The sequence below is a fragment of the Sphaerisporangium sp. NPDC051017 genome (assembly GCF_040683095.1).
In the GTDB taxonomy this organism is placed as follows: domain Bacteria; phylum Actinomycetota; class Actinomycetes; order Streptosporangiales; family Streptosporangiaceae; genus Sphaerisporangium.
On the sequence record NZ_JBFBCI010000067.1, the window covers coordinates 15,278 to 33,029 of the forward strand.

Below are 17,752 nucleotides of genomic sequence, written 5' to 3' on the forward strand. Positions count from 1 at the left end.
CGCCCGATGACCGCCGCGGCGGGCCCCGTGCCCGTCGCGGCGGCCGTGCGTCTACGCGACCGGGACATCGGCGGGCACGCGCACGGCGGGGAACATCGCCGGTCGGCGCAGCCGGAAACCGAGAGCCTGGTACAGGCGGATCGCGGTGGTGTTGAAGGACGCGGCGTGCAGGAACGGGATCTCCCCGCGGCTCCGGATCCCGGCGGCGACGGCGAGCACGAGCCGGGAGCCGAGCCCCTGGCCGCGGAACGCCTCGTCGGTGCACACGGCGCTGACCTCCGTCCACCCCGGCGGGTGCAGGCGCTCGCCGGCCATCGCCACCAGCACGCCGTCGCGGCGGATGCCCAGGTACGTGCCCATCTCGAACGTGCGCGGGGCGAAAGGGCCGGGTTTGGTGCGCGCGACGAGGGCCAGCATGTCGGGCACGTCGCCGGGGCCGAGCACGACCGCCTCGGGGTCCGGCCTGCCGGTCACGTCCTCGCCGGACAACTGGACGCCGTCCAAGCTGTCCACGACCTCCCAGCCGTCCGGGGGCGTGGCCGCGACGGCCGCGAACGGGACAAGTCCCCCAGGACCGGCCAGCGCGGCCATGTCCTCCCAGTCCGCGACCTCGGGCGTCGTCGGCAGCGCCACGAACGGGGAGACCTCGGCCGGGTAGCGCAACGCGTTGCCGCGCCGCTCGGCGAAGTGCGCGTGGGGCCCCGTGAGCGAGGCCCACGCGGGGTTGTCCAGCGGGTGCATCCGAACCTCTTTCCACGATATTCCGGCGGGAATAACAGGGAGAATCCGCGCCACGGTCACCGTATTCCTCCGCCGCGCGGGCGTCTCGGGGGCCCGGGCAAATCTGTGGTGTCCCATCCCTCGCACTCGGGGGCGTGCAGGGAGGCGGCGGGTGGGCAAGGACGTACCGTGGCCGCGTCCCGCGCGGGCACGTCATCCATCTTCCCGAGGACTTCCCGAGGAGGCCGAGTGAACGGATCGTGGTGGCAGGACGCCGTCGTCTACCAGGTGTACCTGCGCTCCTTCGCCGACACCGACGGTGACGGCGTCGGCGACCTGGAAGGGCTGCGCCTGCGCCTGGGCTACCTGCGCGACCTCGGCGTGGACGGGCTCTGGCTCAATCCCATCTATCCCTCGCCGGGCGCCGACCACGGCTACGACGTGTCCGACTACACCGACATCGACGCCCGGTACGGCGGCCTGCCCGCCTTCGACCGCCTGCTCGCCGACGCGCACGCCCGCGACCTCAGGGTGCTGATGGACCTGGTGCCCAACCATTGCTCGGCGGCGCACCCCTGGTTCCAGGCGGCGCTCGCGGGCGACCCCGCGGCCCGAGAGCGGTTCATCTTCCGTCCCGGCGACCGGCCGCCGAACAACTGGCGGTCGGCCTTCGGCGGCCCCGCCTGGTCGAAGGCGGGGGACGAGTGGTACCTGCACAGCTTCGACGCCGGGCAGCCGGACTTCAACTGGCGCAACCCCGAGGTCGCCGCCTACTTCGAGGAGGTGCTGCGGTTCTGGTTCGACCGCGGGGTGGACGGCATCCGCATCGACGTCGCGCACATGATGTTCAAGCACGCCGACCTGCCCGACTGGCCGGACCACGCGGAGTACAACATCCTCGCCCAGAACCAGCCCGAGGTGCACGACGTGCTGCGCCGCTGGCGCAAGATCGCCGACGGGTACGGCCGCGACCTCACGCTGGTGGGCGAGGTCTGGGTGCCCACGATCGACGACCTGGCGCTCTACCTGCGGCCCGACGAACTGCCCCAGGCGTTCTACTTCGACCTGCTGCTGTGCCCCTGGGACGCCGCCCGGTTCCGCACCTCGATCGGCGGCGGCCTGGAGCAGATCGCCGCCACCGGCGCGACCCTCACCTGGACGCTGGCCAACCACGACGTCCACCGCACCGTCAGCCGGTACGGCCTGGTCTCCTACACCGACGGCCCGCCCACGCGCCCCCGGGGCACGGTCGACGTCGCCCTCGGGGTGCGGCGCGCGCGGGCCGCGATGATGCTGCTGCTGGCCCTGCCGGGTTCGGTCTACCTCTACCAGGGCGAGGAGGCGGGCCTTCCCGAGGTGCTCGACCTGCCGGACGAGGCCCGCCAGGACCCGACCTGGCTGCGCTCGGGCACGGCCGACTACGGGCGCGACGGCTGCCGCGTCCCGCTGCCGTGGACCGCCTCGGGGCCGTCCTTCGGCTTCTCCTCCTCGGAACGGACGTGGCTGCCGCAGCCGGACTGGTTCGGTGAGTTCGCCATCGAGCCGCAGATCGGCCGGCCCGGGTCCACCTGGGAGCTGCACCGCCGGGCCCTGGAGATCCGCCGGGGCATCGGCGGGCCGCTGGAGTGGATTCCGGCCGATCGCCGGGACGTCGTCGCGTTCCGGCGGGGCGATCTGGCCAGCGTCACGGTCTTCGGCGACGAGCCGTACGCCGTGCCGTGGGGCGAGCCGCTCCTCGCCTCGGCCGACGCCGGGCCGGGCACGGTCGCCCCGTCCTCCACCGCCTGGTTCAGGGTCTGACCTCCGGCCGCCCGGTCCTCGCCCCGGGCGGCCACGCGGCGAGGCCGACTCAAGCTGGTGTCCGGCGGCCCCCGGGCCGGACGAACATGACGGCGGTGGCGTCCATCTCGTCGTCCTCCACGACGCGGGCGGCCAGCCCGTCGCCCCGGGCCATCTCGGCCAGCAGCGGCGCCTGGCGCTCGCTGGTCTCCACCAGCAGCACGCCGCCCGGAGCCAGCCAGCCCGGAGCCTCGGCGATCACCCGCCGCAGGACGTCCAGCCCGTCCTCGCCGCCGTCCAGCGCGACCCTCGGCTCGTGGTCGCGGGCCTCGGACGGGAGCAGGCCCACCGCGCCGGTCGGGACGTAGGGCGCGTTGGCCATCAGGACGTCGACGCGGCCCCGCAGCGTGACCGGCAGCGGCGCGTACAGGTCACCGGCGTGGACGTGCCCGCCCACGACGGCGAGGTTGTGGCGGGCGCACTCCACGGCGACGGGGTCGATGTCCGCCGCGTGCAGTTCCACCGGGCCGAGCGCCGCGGCCAGCGCGACGCCGAGGGCCCCCGTGCCACAGCACAGGTCGACGACCACCGGCCGCCGCGGGATCGCCCCCGGCGCGTACGCGGCCCGCCGGGCGTGTTCGACGGCCTGGGTGACGAGGAGCTCGGTGCGGCGGCGGGGGACGAAAACGCCGGGGGCGACGGTCACGCGCAGGCCGCAGAACTCGGCCCAGCCGAGGACGTGCTCCAGGGGAAGCCCGGCCACGCGGCGCTCGACCATGCCGGCCAGGTGCGCGGGTGTGCGGGCCGTCTCGACGAGCAGCCGTGCCTCGTCCTCGGCGAAGACGCAGCCGGCGGCCCGGAGCGTGGAGACGATCACTGCTTCGGAGGGCTCGGGGAGTCCGGGAAGCTCGGGAAGTTCAGGAAGAGAAGCAGGGGAAACCGACATGTAAGTCCTTCGGAGTGCCGATGGGCGCTCCGTCGGGCCGGACTACTGCCGGTGGACCGCACGGCCGTGAGGCGAGAGCACCCAGCCTGATCTGGCGGTAATGGGTCTCACCTCCCCGGTAGGTCCGTCGCTGGAAACGCACATTACCCGAGCCGGGGCTCCGTCCGCATCTCGGGGGCCGGCGGCACCCGCAGGACGAATCGGGCGCCGCGCGGGCCGTCCTCGATGGTGAGGGTTCCGCCGGCTGTCTCGGCGACTCGCCGGACCACGACGGGCAGGTCGCCGCGTGATGGTCCTGGGGCGCGGCGGGTCAGTGGGGGTCACGGCCGCCGAACGCGGCGTCGCGGTCGTGTGCGCGTACCCGGAGCCACGCCGCCAGGAGGATCACGACCGTGACCGCGCCGAACACCACGTCTCCGGCCAGTTGCTCGGCCGGGGTGCCCGCGCCCACCTCCGGGACGTTCGGGAACGCGGCCCACACGTACGTGAGGGCCGCGCCCGCCGCCAGTGCGAAGCGGTGCCGCGCGCCCCAGCTCCGCCGCCGGGACCAGCGGGACACGACGAGGGCTCCGGCGACCACCAGCGCGCCCCACACCGCCACGCCGGCCCACTCGTACCGATCGTCCGCCACGAGCACGGCGGGCCCCCACCACAGGCTGGTCACCGCCAGGGCCGCCGCCCCGGCCGCCCACGCCGGCGGCGCCTCCCCCGCGACCCGGCCGAGCCGGAGCCGGCGCAGGCGCAGCGCCGCCGCCACCAGGCCCGCGATGACGACCCCCGCGCCCGCGAACTGCGCCGGCGAGGCGAGGAAGCGCTCTTCCTCGTAGGTCGCCCAGAACACCAGGGCCGCGTCGAGGACGAACACCGCGGCGACGACGGCGAGGCCGGCGCGGCCCAGCCACGGGACGGTGTCCCGGCGCGGGACGAACGCATCGGCGATCGCGATCGGGACGCAGATGCTCCAGATCGTGTGCAGCGACAGGATCGTCTGGACGGCCGCGACGCTCGTCCCCAGCGCGGGGATGTAGGACGCGGTGTGCAGGTAGTCGTGCCCGGCGTAGGAGTCGTTCCACAGCAACTGGTCGACCGGGCCCTCCTCGATCACCGCGTACGCCGCCGCCAGCAGGACGATCGACGGCCACCCGCCACCGGTCCGGCGCGCCACCTCCCGGACCAGCAGCGCGCCGGTGCCGTACAGCAGGGCGTAGAAGGGCAGCACGATGATGCCCGAGAGCGGGACGTTGCCGAGGACGAACTCGCCGATCAGCGGCGCGAGGAGGAACAGCCCGGCCGCCGGGGCCAGGCGCCGCCACCACGCCGGCCCGCCGTCCGCCGTCACGACCCCGCCCGCTCGGCGGCCACGACCACGACCACGCCCAGGGCCGCGAGGATCAGGTTCGCGAAGATCTCATGGCCGGACAGGAAGGCGACACGGGGGATGACGACGCGGTTGAAGAAGTTCAGCACCACGCCGAAGAAGGGCTGGACCCACAGGTGGTCGATGATCCCGCTGACGCCCTGGAGGATCATGAAAAGCCCGGCGAACTGGATGGGTTTGCGCATGCTCCGACGCTAGGAACCGCGGGCCCGGGCGCGGATCGGGCTCGGGGATCTCGCGCGGTGACCGTCGTCGCGTTCCGGTGGCGGCGCCGTGGACGAAAGTCGCGGCCTGCGACGACTTCCGTCCATCCCATCCCGGCCATGGCCGCCGGGTTCGGGCGAGGACGCGACGAGAGGCCGCCTTCCATTCGAATTGGACCTTGCGGTGGATGACCGTCATACCGAACCGGCCTGAGGGTCGGCGCGATCGCGCCCGCTCATTGCCACGACGGGACCCGGTGCGGCACGCTGCGAGCAGGCCCCGGCCCGTTCGCCCCCGGCACCGGCGGGAACGCGAGGGAATGGCCCGTTCCCCACAGGCACGCGCCCATGTCCCGCCCTGACGCCACCCTCGACCGGTGCCGGGTCCCCGCGACCCCGCCACCGCCCGCGCGTCCGGTGTGACCGCGCTCGGTGAGTTCGGCTCAGGGGTTGCGGATGCGGCGGCCGGTGATCTCCACGGGGTCGATCCGGATGTACAGCCGCCGCTCGCCGCCCGCCCACGGTTCGACGGCGGCGGCCTTGGCGGCCGTGAGTTCGTCCTCGCCGGCGATCCGGTGCGCGCCCCCCTGGACGAGGACGCTCCACCCCTCCCGGGTCGACGTGTCGATCCGATCCACCTCGAAGGCGACCTTGAACTCGACGCCCCGGACCCCGGTGTCGAGCTGTTCGTCCATCGGGCCGCCGAACGCGGTGCGGAACAGCACGCCGCCCTGGTGCGTCGTGTAGTTGACGGGGAGCACCAGCGGCCCCGCCGACGTGCAGAAGCCCACCCGGCCGACGCCTCCCGGGGAGATCAGCGTCATGCACTCCTCGGCGCCGATCTCCTCCGGCACGGGCGCCCCGCTCCGGTCGTCCATGCGCTCCCCCTCCGCGACATCCTGCCCGGCCAATGCCCTGGCCTGGGAAAACCCCGTCCTCTGACGCCCTACCCGGCCACGACGCGCCCACAACTCCCTCTCCCGCCCGGCGGCCCGCCTCCCCGGTTCGCGGAGGTGATCTTCGCCACGCGGCGCGTTCCCGGTGGGCCGCGGCGTGGGAGGCTGGGCCGCGTGGACGACGTCTGGGATCTGATCATCGTCGGAGGCGGTCCCGCGGGGTCCGCGGCCGCCCTGCGCGCCAAGCGGCTCCGGCCGGACGCGCGGGTGCTCCTGCTGGACAAGGCGGACTTCCCTCGCGACAAGGCCTGCGGCGACGGCATCGCCGCCCACGGCCGGGACGAGCTGGCGCTGCTCGGCGTCCCCGACCTCATCGACGACCACCGCCCGGCCCGGCACCTGGAGGTCATCTCCCCCGGCGGTGCGCGCGTCCACGCCACCGTGGCCCGGCCCAACTACGTCGTCCCCCGCATGGTCTTCGACGCCCGCCTGGTCGAGGCCGCACGCGAGCGCGGGGTGGTGGTGCGCAGGCACAACGTCCGAGCGCTGCACGTCCAAGGCGACCGCGTCGTGCTGGACGGCACACCGGCCGCCGACGGCCCCCGCCCCGCGGACGACACGCCGGCCGCCAGGGACGGCCGCGGTTCCCCTGGCCTCGGGGACGGTTTCAGCGGGCTCGCCGCCCGGGTGGTCATCGGGGCCGACGGCGCGAACTCCGTCGTCCGTCGCCTCGCCGGCCTGCCGCCGAGCCCGGAGCGGCACACCGCGATCGCGGTACGCGGGTACGCCGACGTGCCCGCCGACGACGACGTGCAGTTCATCGCGATGCAGCGGGACGGCTGGCCCGCGTACGCCTGGTCGTTCCCGGTCGGCGACGGGACGGCCAACGTCGGGTTCGGCATGCTGCTGCCCCGGCTGCGCGCCACCGGCCTGCCCGGCCGCCAGGTGCTGCACGGCCGCCTGGCCGAGCTGCTCCCCCACCTGCCCGCCCGCGACCTGCGCGCCCACCACCTGCCCCTGTCCCCCGGGCGGCCGAGGCCGGGCGCGGGCCGCGTGCTGCTCGCCGGCGACGCCGCGGGCCTGATCAACCCGCTCACCGGTGAGGGCATCTACTACGCGCTGCTGTCCGGTCGGCTGGCGGGCGAGGCGGCCGTCACCGCGCCCGGGGACCCGCTCCGCGCGTACCGGCGTGGCCTGCGAGCCGCCCTCGGACGCCACCTGCGCACCACCGACCTGCTGTCACGCGCCGCGCAGTCCCCCGGGTTCATCGACGCCGCCATCGCCACCGCCGCCCGCCGCCGCGAAGTCTTCGACCTCCTGGTCGACGTCGGCCTGGGCGCCGGCACCGTCCCCCTCCCCCTGGCCTACGCGGTCGCGCGCCGCTGGCTGTCCGGCGCCCTCACGAACGCGCGCTGACGCGGCGGGCCCCGGGCCTCGCCTGTTTCGCCATGACAGGTGCGCGGCGGCCGCCGCCGCCAGGGCGAGCAGGACCGCCGCGAGGTTCGCGCCGGATAGAACGGCGTATCCGTCCTGTGACGGCTGCGAACCTGCACTCGCATTCGGCTCTGTACAACAGCGGCTCGATCCGCTGCCAGGCCTTATCAGTCAGCTCACCACGCCTCACCACGAGGGATCATCTAACCGCACCCACCTTGATCATTTATCAGACACGCTCTAGGTCGCGATTTCGCACCGTCGGCCAGGTGCAGCTCCACCGCGTGGCCGGGTCATCGACTTGAAGCGAGTTAGAGGCTTCATTTCACAGTGGCGGCATCATGATGAAGGGACATCTAATGTGCTACGGCATCGACGCCGTCAGCGTCCCCGCGGGCCGCCGACTGGAGTTCAACACCGCGATGGTCCACTTCTTCCTGATCAAGAACGGCATTGACATGTTCGCCTTCCCCACCCCTGCCACCGCCACCTGACCTCAACTTGAGTAATTTTCAGACCGGCGTCGTCAGAGTCTGTCACCGTGCCGCGGCTATGAATTCCCGAAAATGAGTAATACCGGGGCCTTCACGGCGTATCTAATGGGTGAGGGGGCCCGCCCTGGGGGCCCGTATCGCGCGCCTCGGGCCGTCCGCGTCAGCGATCTTGAGGAGAGTAGTCACCGTGTCGCATTCTCCGGAGCCTGTCTACAATTATGCCCCTCCGAGGGCATTTGCCCTTCCGAGGGCATTTCCCTTCTACATCACGTGCGACGTGTCCCACTCGATGCACGCCCCCCGCGAGGACGGCAGGCAGACTCCGTTCGACATCCTTTCCAACTGTGTCGGGGAGCTGCTCTTTCAGCTCGAGGCCGGTGATCCGGGGGTGAGCGAGGCCGCGCATGTGTCCATCGTGGCCTTCCATGACAGGGCCGACGTGGTGCTCCCGCTCACCCGGCCCTGTGACGCGAGCAACATCCCCGCGCTGCCGAAGGGTGGTCAGACCAATTACGAGCAGGTGTTCCTGGCCCTGCGGCACCTCATCCAGGCCGACTGCGCCCGCCTGGCCGGGCAGTACCAGCTCAAGACCCCGGTGGTCTTCTTCATCACCGACGGCGAGCCCTTCGTCGGAAATGGCCGCCAGCCTGCCGAGGTCTGGCTGCCCGCCCGTGCCTGGCTGACCGACCCCGCGTTCCCGCACCGCCCGCACATCACGGCGATGGGCTTCGGCCAGGTCACCGAGCAGACCCTCTGCCAGGTGGCGACATCCTTCCGGAACAACCCGTTGGCGTACGTCGCGGACGAGTCGATCCAGGCGGTCAAGGTGGTGGCGGCGATAGCCCAGGCGGTCCAGGACAGCATTGGCAGCTCGATCAGGAGTTCCGACTTCGTGATCCCGATTCCGGCCGGCATGCGCCGGCTCTCGTGCGGAGGCTCCTGATGGGCCCGCCGGGCCGGGTCCGTACCAGCGCGGTCGCCGCCCTCGTCATCGGGTTCGCCGTCGCGGGCTGCAGCGGGTCCGGCGACTCGGGGCGGCAGATCATCGTCAACGCGCGGGCGGGAGAGCGTGAGCAGCTCGTCGCCGAGATCTACGCCGCCGCGCTCGACCGGGCCGGCGCCGACGGCGTCGCCAAGAAGGTGGCCGAGGTCGCGGACTACGCCAAGCAGCCGGACGACGCACGGGTCGCCGTCGACTACGATCTCGACGTGCTCGCGGCCGCGTCGCCGGCCCCGTCGACGCCGGACGACCAGCGACTCCCCACCGCCCTCCCCGGGCACACACTCGTGGGCAGGGCGGCGATCCAGAGCAGCGCGGTGCTCGCCGTGTCCCCCTCGCTGCGGCGGGACGTCCGGACGATCGCCGAATTCGCGCAGAAGTACCAGAACGACACGGCCCGCGTCACTGTCCTGATCCCGCCAGAGTTCGGTGTGTTCAACCGGGCGCTGACCGACCGGGGACTCGCCGTCAGCAATCAGGCCGACCAGGCCGCCTTCGACGCCGCCCTGACACGGTCCGGTTTCATGGGAGGCGCGATCGTCCCGGCCGGCTCGAAGAAGGGGAACCTCGTCCCGCTCGAAGACCCGGACGATATCCTGCCCCCCCGGACGCTGAGCGTGTTCGCCGGCGACCAGGTCGCCAAGGCGGATCCGGAGGCCGAGCGGGTGCTCCAGGAGGTGACGGACACGCTCACCTCGCAGGTCGTCGACCGTCTGCTCACCGAGGTGAAGAACAACGGGAAGAGGCCGGCCGACGTGGCGAGGGACTGGGCGGGCGACAACGTGCCGACGTCGTCCGGGTTCCCTCTGGCACAGATGATCCTGGCCCTGTTGCTGGGCGGGGCGGTGGCGTTCACCGCGCTCTACCGCCTCGGCTGGCGTCCCGCGACGACCGCCGTGCGTGGGGGGAGGCAGCCGGACGTGGCGACAACCGATGCGCCGCAGTCCGCTGCCACGCAGGACACCCGCGTGGTCGTCGGCCCCGAGCCCAGGCGGATCGCCGTGCACCTGCCCTGGAGCACCACCTCGGCCGATGCCGGGCTTGCGCTCGACGGAGGCCTGGTCAAGGGCACGACAGTACGCGCCGCCACGGTACGGGGCCGCACGCACAGCTTCCGCGGCGAGACCCGGCAGGACGCATACGGCGTGCGGCTCAGCAGCGACGAGCGGTGGGTCATCGCGGTCGTGGCCGACGGCCTGGGCAGCGCGCGCCACGCGGAGATCGCGTCCACGGTCGCTGTCAGGGCCGCGCTGGACGGCATCGACTCCGCTCTGCGGTCCGGTGAACGCCCGCAGAGCTGGGACTGGAAATCCGTGTTCGCCTACGTGTCCGACACGGTCCGGCGGACCACCGAGTCCCTGGGCGCGCCGCGGCCTGGCACGAATACCGAACGCGTCCCTTCCGCACGGCCCGGGACCACTCTGACCGTGGCCGTCCTCCCTTCGGAGGGAGAGGGGCAAGCCGTGTGCGCCGCCGTCGGCGACTCCCCGGCCATCCTCGTCACCGGCGGCCAGTGGCAGGCGTTGGCGGGCGCGGGAGGAGGCGGCGACAACGTGACGGCGGCGATCCCGGGCGACCTCGCCGACATCCAGGTCCAGGTGTTCTCGTGGCGCGCGGGTGACCTGCTGGTGCTCAGCAGCGACGGCTTCGCCGGGGGCGTCGCGGGCGGCCGGACCCCGCTGACCCAGCGGCTGTCCCAGACATGGCGCACGCCGCCGAGCCTGGTGGACTTCGTCCGGGAGGTCGACTTCCGCCTCTCCACCTTCGACGACGACCGGACGGTGGTCGCGATCTGGGCCGGACGCCACGATACGGCCGTACCATGACGGATCTTCCGATGATCGTCCGCATGGGCGAGCTGACATTCACCGGGGAGGGGCCGGTGCTCCGTGACGGAGGGCAGACGGACGGGCTGCGGCTCTGCATCGCCCCCGACCAGCGCACCTACCTGTTCAAGAGGTACAAGTCCGAGACCGCCGACGAGGTGCGCGTCACCGCGCTGCACTCCATGATCCGCTGGCGCAGAGAGCTCCCGGACGAGGAGCGTGCGGTGCTGGACGAGAGGTGCGCCTGGCCGATCGCCGCCGTGGGCACGCCCGCCAGGGCCGAGGGCATACTGATCAGGCTCGCCGAAGGGTCGATGTTCGAACAGCGGACCTCCGGCTTGGGCGAGACGACCGAGACGCCGCGTCACCTCGACGAACTCACGCGGAGCCCGGACCGTGCGAGGCGGATCGCGCAACGGTACGAGGTGAAGAAGGCGTACTACGAGCCGCCGTACAAGCTGGCCGTGCTCGGTGAGCTGCTGGACACCGTCACCTGGCTGCACCAGCACGGGTACGCGGTGGGGGATCTGCAATTGCGCAACGCCGTCTTCACGATCGATCCGCGTCCCAAGGCGTACCTCCTCGACTGCGACTCCTGCGTGCCGCTCCTGGGCGAGGGCGCGATGCCTCCCGTCGACCCGGAGCAGTGGAAGCTTCCGGTGGAGCAACGTGGGGTGCCCTTCGACGTGACCTCGGACTACTACAAGTTCGCCTGGGCGGTGGTGCGCTGCGTCCAGGAGACGGTCGAAACCTGGCAGCCGGATCCGGTGGTCCTGCGGAGGGTCATGCCGTCGGCCCTCGCCGACACGCTCATCGAGTGCAGCCGTACCCTGCCGCCGCCCGGTGTGCGGGAGCGACTCCGAGAGGCGGCTGCGGTGTGGCCGAGGATGGTCATCGGGGAGCGGCTCTACGTCAACGTGGACGGCTTCATCAAGAAGCCCTGGCCCACGGGCGAGTCGGCCGTGACACCGGCGGCCCCGATCACTGCCACGCCTCCGGGGCCGGCCACGCCTTCGGTGCCGATCACCTCGGCAGGTTCGGCAGGTTCGGCAGGTTCGGCAGGTTCGGCAGGAAAAGTGAAGTGGGCGGTCGTGGCGGGGGTCGTGCTGATCGTTCTCTTCTTCCTCATCATCGCCCTGGGTAAGTGACCTCGTTCAAGGGGAGTGAATCAAATGCCAAGCACCAGCCGTGTTCCGGGCGTCATGACCGGATCCCCCGCGGAGTAGCCGATGTTCCGCCACCTCTCGACACTCGCCGTGTCATTGGCCGTGTTCCTAAGCCCGGTGCCACCGTCCCCCACGCCGATCGTGCCCGGCGGCTGTGAGCCACCCGACGTACGGGGTCAGGAGCTCCAGGTGGCGAAAGACACGCTTCTGAGCGTGCCGGGCGCGGACATCGACGTCCAGGTGATTCCCGAGACCCTCCTGCCGACCTCGACGTCCTACGTCATCGACTACGTGGTGGAGAACTGCCCGCCGGCGGCCCAGGGCATCAACGGCAACATCCCGGACGACGTGGTCTACACGGTCATCCTCGAGGTCGGCCCGAAGGTCCCCGATGTGCAAGGCCTTTCCCGCGCCCGCGCCGAAACCGACCTCGACGCCGCCGGCCTGGGCAAGGACCCGCAGCCGGCGAGCGCGAGCGCCGACTGGAAGGTCGCCGGACAGGATCCGCCCGCGGGCCGACTGGTGAGCTTCGGCACGACCGTGCGATTAGACCTGGTCTCCCCGAATCCGCCCTCGCCCGAGATCACCACTCCTGCACCCGTCAAGTCGCCCCAAGTGACCGTGCCGCCGCTGATCGGACTCGGCCCGGCAGCGGCCAGGCGGCGGCTCTCGGAGGTCGGCCTGGTGCTCCGCGTGGATCCCGATTCGCCCGAGACGGGAGAGATCGGCAGTCAGGATCCCGCGGCCGGTAGCCAGGTCCCCGAGGGCGCGACCGTGACGGTGTCACTACGGGAGGCGGTGACGGAGCCGCCGCCGAACCCGGGCGGCGGTGGAGACGGGGGCGAAACGGGCCCTGCGGTGACCGACAGTGGCTCCTCTTCGCCGCCGGTCCCCACAGGGATCATATGGGTCATTCTCGTGGGACTGGCCATCCCCCTCGTCCTCGTCGCCCGGACCCTGCGGGCCCGCCGTCCCGTGCCAACGAGCGACCCGCACCAGGCCCAGTTCCAGTCCCCGTCCCAAACCAAGCCGTATCCCCAGTTCCCATCCCAAACCCAGCCCCAGCAGGTGCCGTCGATCCACTGCGATCCGCACCCCGATCCCGCCCCACGCCTGGAGATCCGCCTGACCGGCTCTCCCCCGCCGGGCGCGGCCCCGTCCGCCCCGGTGCCGGACATTCGGGTGGAGCTGTTCGCGGACCCCGGCCGCCAGGAACTGAGAGAGGTCATATCGTGACAGTTCACATCGAAACCGAGCCGGGCACCGCTGATCTCCTGCTCTTCGCGGACCCGAGGAACGCGGCGGCGGAGCTGTCGCGGGTCCTCGACGCGCGCCGCACGCTCGAGCGGGTCGAGGACGGCGCCCAGCGGGCGGGCTCGGTCTTCCGCGACGCGCTCAACGGCAGGGTCGCCGAAGCGGGCGGCGAACTGCTACGCGGCATCGACCTGGGTGCGGTACTGCTCGGCGGCTGGCAGCGGTACCGGGAACTGAGGCTGGCCGCACGCAGGAGCGTCGAACAACCCGGAAGCACTGAAATGGTGCGGCTGGCCGGACACACGATCACGTCGAAGCACGCCCCCTACGTCGACGTGTACGTCGAGGGCCAGCACGTGGCCCGCGTCGACTTCGGCATCGACCTGGAGTTCGACATCGTCCTGCTCCAGGCGAGCATTCGCAACGGTCGCCTGATGAGCCTGCGCACGGGCGACTGCACGGCGAGCATAACGTGGAGCATCGAGGGCTTTCCTGTGGCCCAGAACACGGCGAGACTCACCATGCCGCTCCAGCTCAGGCTCGGTGACGGGATCCTCCTCTATGGAGCGGACGCACCGCGACCATGACCGCGTCACCGTACGGCATCGAATCCGCGGAGGGCGCCGGGCATAACGTCGGCGGCACGACGCCCCACCTCTACTGCAGACCCACCTAGCCCCGTTTTCCGCACATCGCCCATCACTGACCTGGGTCGATCACTCACAGTGCCGGATCGCCCAAAGCGCCTGACCAGCGACGGCCGCGTCGTCCGCGCCCCCGGCAGGTGCTTCCTGCCGTGACGGACGGCGGCCCGCCAGCTGGGTCAACCGCGCCGGGACCGAGCGGACGTACGTAGCGCCGCCGCCATCAGGGTGGCGAGCAGCGCGACGTCGGCGACCAGAGCCACGCGCTCGGTGACGCCGCTGTACTGACGCGCGCCGAGCAGCCACAGCGGGTGGCCCACGGGAACGAACGTGGCCAGGAAGGCGGCAACGCCGAGCATGCTCGCCACGCAGAGCAGCCGGACCAGCGGCATCGCGGGCAACCTGCGGGGATCGGCCTTGGAACGGCGGGCCAGCCGCAGCCCCGCCAAGGGGAGACAGAGAAGCCCGGCCAGCGCGGCGTAGCGGTGCAGCGAGTCGTGCCATGCGGGCGGGGCTCCGGCGGACGTCATCGGGAAGATCGCGGCCACGATCAGGGTGCCGCTCCATCCCCCGACGAGCGTCCAGGTCAGGCGGTCCGCTGGGGCCCGCAGGCCGTCCAGCGCCAAGGCGACGCAGACGGCCGCGAAGGCGAGCGACACCATGCTGAGACCGACGAGGCGGGTGCCGGGGTTCGTGAAGATCAGCTCGCTGAACGTGGGACGGATCAGGTCGATTCCGCCTCTGCGGCCCAGCTCGCTGGCGACGGCGGTACCGACCCCGCACGCGAGCCACAGCCCTCCAGCACGGGCGAGCATCCGTGCTAGCCGGTCCCCGACAGCGGGTTCGGCGGTCTGGGCCGGGCCGGCGATCCGGATCCGGCCCGTGATCGAAGTCGGGTCGGAGGTCTCGGTCGGGTCGACGAACGGAGTCCAGTTGACGGTCGGGGTCCGACCGGCGGTCCCGGTCGGGCAGTTGATCGTAGTCCCGGTCGCAGGCTTGGCCGACCTACTTCCGATGGCAGGTTTTGCGGACACGTTCCCGGCCGCGAGCCTGGCGGGTCCGTTTCCGGCCGCAGGCTCGGTCGGGCCACTTCCAGTGGCAGGGGTGGCGGACGCGGTTCCTGCCGAGGGCTTGGCCGTCACGGTTCCGACGGTCCTCCCGATCGGAATCACAGTGGCCCCCTCAATCTCGGCCACCGCGGTCTCGGGCGCGGGGGTGGTCTCACGCGCGGGGGTGGTTTCGGGTGCCTGGCTCGCGGTGGCTGAGGAGGGCGGTTTGGTGGTGTTCATGTGCCCAGGCTGGACGGTACGGCCGCTGGTTCGCGTCGGTAAGCCGGTCGATTTCCGGACTGGCCCTTTCCTCCCGCCGGAAGGCGAATCCGCGACCTCGCGGTGATGCCCAGGATCACTCCGTAGAGCGATGTGGAGGGCCTTCGGGTCGAATAGCGTGGGCCGATATGAATAGCACGGCGGCCGGGGATGGGCTCGGTGGGGTCGCCCCACAGTCCGGTCTCGGCGCGTTGGCCCCAGAGGTCGGTGTCGATGGTTTCACCACCCAGGCCGGTGTCAGTGGATTTATGCCCCAGGGCGATGCCAGCGGATTCACCGCCCGGGCCGGTGTCGGCGGGTTCACCGCCCGGGTCTCGCGGGCGGTCTGGTACGTCCTGGTATCCGGGCGCGACCGCGACCTGCCGCCGTCCGCGTGGGGCACCGGACGCAGGCGGTACGCGCAGCGGGTGCTGCTCGTGGTGGCGGTGGCGGCTCTGTTCAGCGGGGAGATCGGCAACGGCTGGCTCCCCGACCGGGGCGGCGCGCTCGTCCCGGTCGTCATCCTGCTGCACATGGTCCCTGTCCTGCTCATGCGGCGCCTGCCGCTGACGGCCTGGCGGCTCACCGTGGCGGGCACCGTGCTGACCATGGCCCTCGCGGCGATGCTCGCGCACGGGGACGCCGGGTACCCCATCGGTTCGCCCTGGACACCCGGAATGCTGCTATACCTCCCGGTCGTGATGATGGCGGTCGCGCGCGCCCCGCTGCCGTGTGACATGGCCATCGCCGGGTTGAGCCTCGCCCTGGTCCTCCCGGCCGGGCTGATGGCCGGGGCTGGGCCGCTGTCCGGGGCCGCTGCGGCGGGGGTTCTGGCGGTGGGCGCGGCGACGCTGGCCGGCCTCGGCGTCGGGCGGCAGGACCGCATCGAGCAGCGGCTCGACACGGTGAGCCGGTCGGTGGCCGAGGAGCAGGTCAGGCGGGCCGTCCTGGAGGAGCGGGCCCGCATCGTCGGCGAACTGCACGACGTCATAGCCCACCATCTGTCCCTCATCGCCGTGCGGACGGAGACCGCGCCGTACCGGCTGGCGGCGCTGCGGCAGGCCCCGCAGGACGATCCGGTGCGCGCCGAACTGGCCGCGGTGGGCGACGCCACCCGCCAGGCGCTCAACGACACCCGCAGGCTCCTCGGCGTGCTGCGCCGGGACGACGACGAGGTGGAACTCGCGCCGCAGCCCGGCCTGGCCGACATCGAGGACCTGGTCGCCGAGGCCGGTTCCTCCAGCGCGCCCGTGACGCTGACCGTGTGCGGCGCCCCTCGGACGGTGCCGTCCACGGTCGGCCTGGTCCTCTACCGGGTGGCGCAGGAGGCCCTGACCAACGCACGTCGCCACGCCCCCGGCGCGCCCGTCCGGTTGGAGCTGCGGTACTCGGATGACCAGGTGCGCGTCGAGGTGGACAACGACCCGCCGCCCCGTCCCGCCCGGACGGCGGGGCCGGGCCGCGACCTGGTGGCCCTACGGGAGGAGGCGGCAGGGCCTGGTCACGGCCTGGCGGGCATGCGGGAGCGAACGGCCATCGTGAGCGGCGAGTTACGCGCGGGGCCGCGGCCCGACGGCGGGTTCACCGTCAGCGTCGCGGTGCCGCTCACGGGCGAGCGAGGTGGCACGTCGTGGTGACGCGGGTGTTCGTCGTGGACGACCAGGCCATGGTGCGCGAGGGGTTCACGTTCCTGCTGGACGCGCAGCCGGATCTCTCGGTGGTGGGGACGGCCGGGGACGGCGCGGAGGCGCTGGCGAAGATCGCCGAGCTGAGCCTGCGGGGCGAGCGGCCCGACGTGGTGATGATGGACATCCGCATGCCCAAACTGGACGGCCTGGAGGCGACCCGCCGCCTGCTCGCGCCGTCATCCGGACAACTGCCGCCGCCACCACGGCCGACTGCGGACCAGGTCGAACCGGACCGGCGCCTGGCAGTGTCGTTCCGGCACGTGGTGGGTGCCGAGCCGTCGTATGACAAGCGGCCGCTCAGGGTGCTGGTGTTGACCACCTTCGATCTGGACAAGTACGTCTACCAGGCGCTTCGGGCGGGGGCGAGCGGGTTCCTGCTGAAGGACGCCACTGCCGGCGAGTTGGTCAACGCCGTGCGCGTGGTCGCGGCGGGGGACTCTCTGCTGGCCCCGGGCGTGACGAAGCGGCTGATAGCGGACTTTCTCCGCGCCGACCGCACGACGCCGCCGGTCCGCCCGGAACGGCTGGCGGAGCTCACCCCGCGTGAGACGGAGGTCCTCACTTTGGTCGCGAGAGGGCTCACGAACGCGGCCATCGCCGCCGAGCTGGTCCTGTCCGAGCACACGATCAAGACTCACGTCGGCCACATTCTGGGCAAACTAGGCCTCCGTGACCGCGTCCAGGCCGTCGTCCTGGCCTACGAGACCGGCCTAGTGAAACCGGTCGCGGCGAACGACCCGCCACGCCTGCCCGCGTGAACGCCTGCCCGCGTACCTGCCGGTCGTCGTTCGTGCACGCCTGCCGCATGGTCTCGCGGAAGCCGTGAACCCGATCGAAGCGGCGGCAGACCGGCGAGGAGAAGCCGTCGAACGCCTCACCCTCTACCGGCAACGTTCGGGCCGTTCATTGACCGCGGCCTGGCAGCCGCCGCACACCGCATTAACTGCTTGGCAGCCGCCGCGCACCGCATTAGCCTGAGGGACGGGGAAGCCAGAATTTAGGTAGATCCCCCCATTT

Annotated in this window: 16 protein-coding genes; 10 read left to right on the plus strand and 6 right to left on the minus strand. The window is 72.1% G+C overall.

What is annotated here, in order from left to right; genetic code table 11:
* Window positions 1–51 precede the first annotated feature (51 nt).
* Window positions 52–741, minus strand: coding sequence for a GNAT family N-acetyltransferase (locus AB0M95_RS34650; RefSeq protein WP_363773999.1), 690 nt, complete (start codon window positions 739–741; stop codon window positions 52–54).
* Between the two features lie 228 nt (window positions 742–969).
* Between AB0M95_RS34650 and AB0M95_RS34655 the strand changes: the two genes are divergently transcribed.
* Window positions 970–2,520, plus strand: a complete 1,551-nt coding sequence (locus AB0M95_RS34655; protein WP_363774002.1) for a glycoside hydrolase family 13 protein — start codon at window positions 970–972, stop codon at window positions 2,518–2,520.
* A gap of 49 nt (window positions 2,521–2,569) precedes the next feature.
* Here AB0M95_RS34655 and AB0M95_RS34660 read toward each other — a convergent pair whose 3' ends face one another.
* From AB0M95_RS34660 to AB0M95_RS34675, 4 genes are all read right to left on the minus strand, one after another.
* The gene (locus AB0M95_RS34660; RefSeq protein ID WP_363774005.1) at window positions 2,570–3,445 is read right to left on the minus strand and encodes a putative protein N(5)-glutamine methyltransferase; all 876 of its coding nucleotides are present in this window, start codon (window positions 3,443–3,445) and stop codon (window positions 2,570–2,572) included.
* 310 nt (window positions 3,446–3,755) lie between these two features.
* The gene (locus tag AB0M95_RS34665; RefSeq protein WP_363774008.1) at window positions 3,756–4,784 is read right to left on the minus strand and encodes a hypothetical protein; all 1,029 of its coding nucleotides are present in this window, start codon (window positions 4,782–4,784) and stop codon (window positions 3,756–3,758) included.
* Window positions 4,781–5,008, minus strand: coding sequence for a hypothetical protein (locus tag AB0M95_RS34670; protein ID WP_363774010.1), 228 nt, complete (start codon window positions 5,006–5,008; stop codon window positions 4,781–4,783). The genes AB0M95_RS34665 and AB0M95_RS34670 overlap by 4 nt, the downstream gene beginning before the upstream one ends.
* 461 nt (window positions 5,009–5,469) lie before the next feature.
* Window positions 5,470–5,904 (minus strand): pyridoxamine 5'-phosphate oxidase family protein, encoded by a 435-nt coding sequence (locus tag AB0M95_RS34675; RefSeq protein WP_363774012.1) that lies wholly within the window; start codon window positions 5,902–5,904, stop codon window positions 5,470–5,472.
* A gap of 192 nt (window positions 5,905–6,096) precedes the next feature.
* Between AB0M95_RS34675 and AB0M95_RS34680 the strand changes: the two genes are divergently transcribed.
* The 7 genes from AB0M95_RS34680 (at window position 6,097) to AB0M95_RS34710 (ending at window position 13,683) form a co-directional block, all read left to right on the plus strand.
* Window positions 6,097–7,338 (plus strand): NAD(P)/FAD-dependent oxidoreductase, encoded by a 1,242-nt coding sequence (locus AB0M95_RS34680; RefSeq protein WP_363774014.1) that lies wholly within the window; start codon window positions 6,097–6,099, stop codon window positions 7,336–7,338.
* A gap of 359 nt (window positions 7,339–7,697) precedes the next feature.
* Entirely contained in the window at window positions 7,698–7,850 is a 153-nt protein-coding gene (locus AB0M95_RS34685; RefSeq protein ID WP_363774017.1) for a hypothetical protein, read from the plus strand.
* A 277-nt stretch (window positions 7,851–8,127) separates the two neighbouring features.
* Window positions 8,128–8,793 (plus strand): vWA domain-containing protein, encoded by a 666-nt coding sequence (locus tag AB0M95_RS34690; protein WP_363774020.1) that lies wholly within the window; start codon window positions 8,128–8,130, stop codon window positions 8,791–8,793.
* A complete protein-coding gene (locus tag AB0M95_RS34695; protein WP_363774023.1) occupies window positions 8,793–10,676 on the plus strand; it encodes a protein phosphatase 2C domain-containing protein in 1,884 nt (627 codons plus the stop codon). Before AB0M95_RS34690 ends, AB0M95_RS34695 begins: the two co-directional genes overlap by 1 nt.
* Window positions 10,673–11,824 (plus strand): hypothetical protein, encoded by a 1,152-nt coding sequence (locus AB0M95_RS34700; RefSeq protein WP_363774026.1) that lies wholly within the window; start codon window positions 10,673–10,675, stop codon window positions 11,822–11,824. The genes AB0M95_RS34695 and AB0M95_RS34700 overlap by 4 nt, the downstream gene beginning before the upstream one ends.
* A 207-nt stretch (window positions 11,825–12,031) precedes the next feature.
* Window positions 12,032–13,078, plus strand: coding sequence for a PASTA domain-containing protein (locus AB0M95_RS34705; RefSeq protein WP_363774029.1), 1,047 nt, complete (start codon window positions 12,032–12,034; stop codon window positions 13,076–13,078).
* Window positions 13,075–13,683 carry a hypothetical protein gene (locus AB0M95_RS34710; protein ID WP_363774032.1) on the plus strand — a complete coding sequence of 203 codons (609 nt, stop codon included), beginning with the start codon at window positions 13,075–13,077 and terminating at the stop codon, window positions 13,681–13,683. The genes AB0M95_RS34705 and AB0M95_RS34710 overlap by 4 nt, the downstream gene beginning before the upstream one ends.
* Window positions 13,684–13,919: 236 nt before the next feature.
* On the opposite strand, the gene AB0M95_RS34715 is transcribed toward AB0M95_RS34710, so the two are convergent.
* Window positions 13,920–14,774, minus strand: coding sequence for a DUF998 domain-containing protein (locus AB0M95_RS34715; RefSeq protein ID WP_363774034.1), 855 nt, complete (start codon window positions 14,772–14,774; stop codon window positions 13,920–13,922).
* A gap of 542 nt (window positions 14,775–15,316) precedes the next feature.
* On the opposite strand from AB0M95_RS34715, the gene AB0M95_RS34720 reads away from it, so the two are divergent.
* Window positions 15,317–16,684 carry a histidine kinase gene (locus AB0M95_RS34720; protein ID WP_363774037.1) on the plus strand — a complete coding sequence of 456 codons (1,368 nt, stop codon included), beginning with the start codon at window positions 15,317–15,319 and terminating at the stop codon, window positions 16,682–16,684.
* Entirely contained in the window at window positions 16,678–17,493 is an 816-nt protein-coding gene (locus AB0M95_RS34725; protein ID WP_363774040.1) for a response regulator transcription factor, read from the plus strand. Before AB0M95_RS34720 ends, AB0M95_RS34725 begins: the two co-directional genes overlap by 7 nt.
* Window positions 17,494–17,752 lie beyond the last annotated feature (259 nt).